At 70.2% G+C, this 2,289-nt stretch carries 2 protein-coding genes; both read right to left on the bottom strand.

The window, feature by feature from the left end:
• Window positions 1–157 precede the first annotated feature (157 nt).
• Window positions 158–922, bottom strand: a complete 765-nt coding sequence (gene cas6 / locus AC01Y6_RS10195; RefSeq protein WP_476671397.1) for a CRISPR-associated endoribonuclease Cas6 — start codon at window positions 920–922, stop codon at window positions 158–160.
• Window positions 922–2,289 (bottom strand): TIGR02710 family CRISPR-associated protein (locus AC01Y6_RS10190; protein ID WP_476671395.1); only part of this gene is annotated, 1,368 nt, incomplete at its 5' end. The genes cas6 and AC01Y6_RS10190, both read right to left, overlap by 1 nt.

The following is a 2,289-nucleotide window of genomic DNA, read 5'->3' as shown; positions in this document are numbered from 1 at the left end:
AGTCCACTTTTGCGAGGAAAGAAACCTTCAGGACGAAGCTACCAGATGAGAAAGCTTTAAAAGACGGCTTTGCCCCGTAATTTTGCGCACAAGTGTAGCAACTAGCGCGTTCGCAAGTAAAAGGGCGTGTAGCGCTCCCGTCCCAAGAGGGCGGCCTTCAGGGGCTGGGCTCGGCCCCACCGCCCGGCCCGGCGGGGCCTTCCCTCTCGGCGAACGCCTTGGCCCGGCCGTAGCCCAAGGAGGTCTTGGCCCCCACCCCGCTGAAGAAGGCGAAGCGCCCCAGGGCGGAAAGCCAGAGGGCCTCCTCCTCCGTGGCCCGGGGCAGGTGGTACACCACCCGCCCCACGAAGCCCACGGTGTCCACCTCGGTGGCGGCCCGCTCCGTGCGCCCGGAGAGGGAGCGCACCGTGGTCCGCTCCAGGAGGGCCTCCCGCACCTCCGGGGGGGCCTTCAGGGGGCCGAAGGCCTCGAGGCGCCTCAGGAGGCTTTCCAGCACCAGCCTGGGCTCGGGGAGGGGGTAGTGGACCCCCTTCCGGCGGAAGAAGGTGGGGGAGTGGAAGCGCAAGGGAAGGTCGCGGTCTAGGGGCCCCTGGAAGAGGCGGGGGTAGGTGCTGACCCCGGCCCAGGGGTGCCCTTCCTGGAGCACGGCCCGCACCCGGAAGGGCCGCCCTAGGCGCACCTCCTTCCCCTCCAGGGCGAAGAGCCTGGGGGCGAGCCGGGCGTAAAGGTCCTCCTTGAGGAGGCTCACCCGGGCCCAGGGAGCCCCCTCCCGTCCCCCAAACCCCAGGGCGAAGGGGTTTTCCCCCAGGTCGTGGACCTCCGGGGCCACCTCCTTGAGGAGGGCGTAGAAGAAGCCCCGAAGGCCCAGGGGCTCAGGGAAGCCCTCCCCCTCCAGGAGGAGCACCAGGGCGGCGAGGACCATCAGAACCCCAGGGGAACCGGCTCCAGGGAGACCCCTTGCACCCCGGAGCGGGCCTCGAGGTCCTGGAGGAGGCGCCGGGCCAGGCCCTGGAGCTGGCCCACCTGCTTCCCCGTGGGCACCCGGAACCCGTGAATGAGCAGGGCCTCGTTTCTCGCCTTCAGAACCCCGGCGAGGCCCTGGAGCTCGGGAAGGGGCACCGCCCCCACCACGGGGTCCCCCTTGAGCCTCAGGAAGGCCAGGAGGTCCAGGAGGCCGAGCTTGGCCCCCACCCGCACCTCTTTGGGTTCTATCTGGAGGATGCGGGCGAGCTCTTCCCTTAAGGCCCCCTCCTCCTCCGGGGAAAGCCCCGGGGCCTCGGCCCTCCGCCCGAGGAGGGCGAGCCTCTCCTGCAGGAGGAGCTCCAGGGCCCGGTAGGCGTAGAGGGCGGCGAGGACCGGCTGGCCCTCCCCCACCTCCTGGGAGAGCCGGAGGAGGGTCTGGGCGAGGCCGTAGACCCCCGCCCTTTCCCCGAAGTCCTGGGAGTCCAGGAAGCGCTCCACCCTTTCCAGGAGGGCTACCTGGGCCTCGAGGGCCCGCCTGTTCCCGTTTAGGGGGTGGTTGAGCCAGGCGTTCTCGGAAAGCTTCCCCAAAAGGGCCTTCCCCTGCCGCACCGCCTCCTTGGGGTCCAGGGCCCGCCAGGCCCGGTACATCTCGGCGAGGGCCTTGTAGAGGGCGTAGGCCTGGTCCCCGGTCTTCCCCACCATCCCCCCGAAGTACTGGGCGGCCTTGCCGAACTCCCCCTTCCCGTAAAGCTCCTTGGCGAAGAGGGCGTCCACCTCCGCCAGGGCCTCGTGGGGGTTCGGGAGGATCACCAGCCGCTCCGTGCCCGCCCGGGGGCGGCGGAGCTCGGGGTCGTAGTCCTCGTTGTCCACGTAGACCACCCGCACCCTGGGGAAGAAGCGCTGGAAGAAGAAGCCCGCCGCGGCAAGCCCCGCGCTCATGGCCTTGGTGCCGCTGGTGAGGTCCAGGGCCACGGGAAGATCGGGGTGCTTCTCCAAAAGCCGCTTCACCTCCCGGTAGATGGCGGCCACGTCGCTCTTGCCGATCTCTATGGGGTAGAGGTCCTTCGCCGTGTCCTCCCGGAGGCGGGGAAGGAAGCGGGCGCTTTCCGCGGTGTGGAGCACGTAGACCTTCCCCGCCCCCGCCCCCAGGATGGCGAGGGCCGTGGCCTCGGGGCTCGTGCCCAGGGTGTGGACGGAGACGGCGAAAGGCTGAGGGGAAGGGTAAACGCTGGGCTCCTCCCGCCACTTCCGGAGCAGGGCGGGCCAGACCATCTCCTGGTAGAGGGCCTGGGGGTTGCCCCCCGCCCTCACCGCCTCCTTGTAGCG

It is taken from the genome of Thermus sp., assembly GCF_056332225.1.
The sequence above is the reverse complement of the archived record's forward strand: the minus strand, read 5'-3'. Positions and strand labels throughout refer to the sequence as shown.

Coding starts and splice junctions, on each gene's coding strand:
- cas6 (WP_476671397.1), bottom strand. CDS start 922: ATGGTCCTCGCCGCCCTGGTGCTCCTCCTGGAGGGGGAGGGCTTCCCT.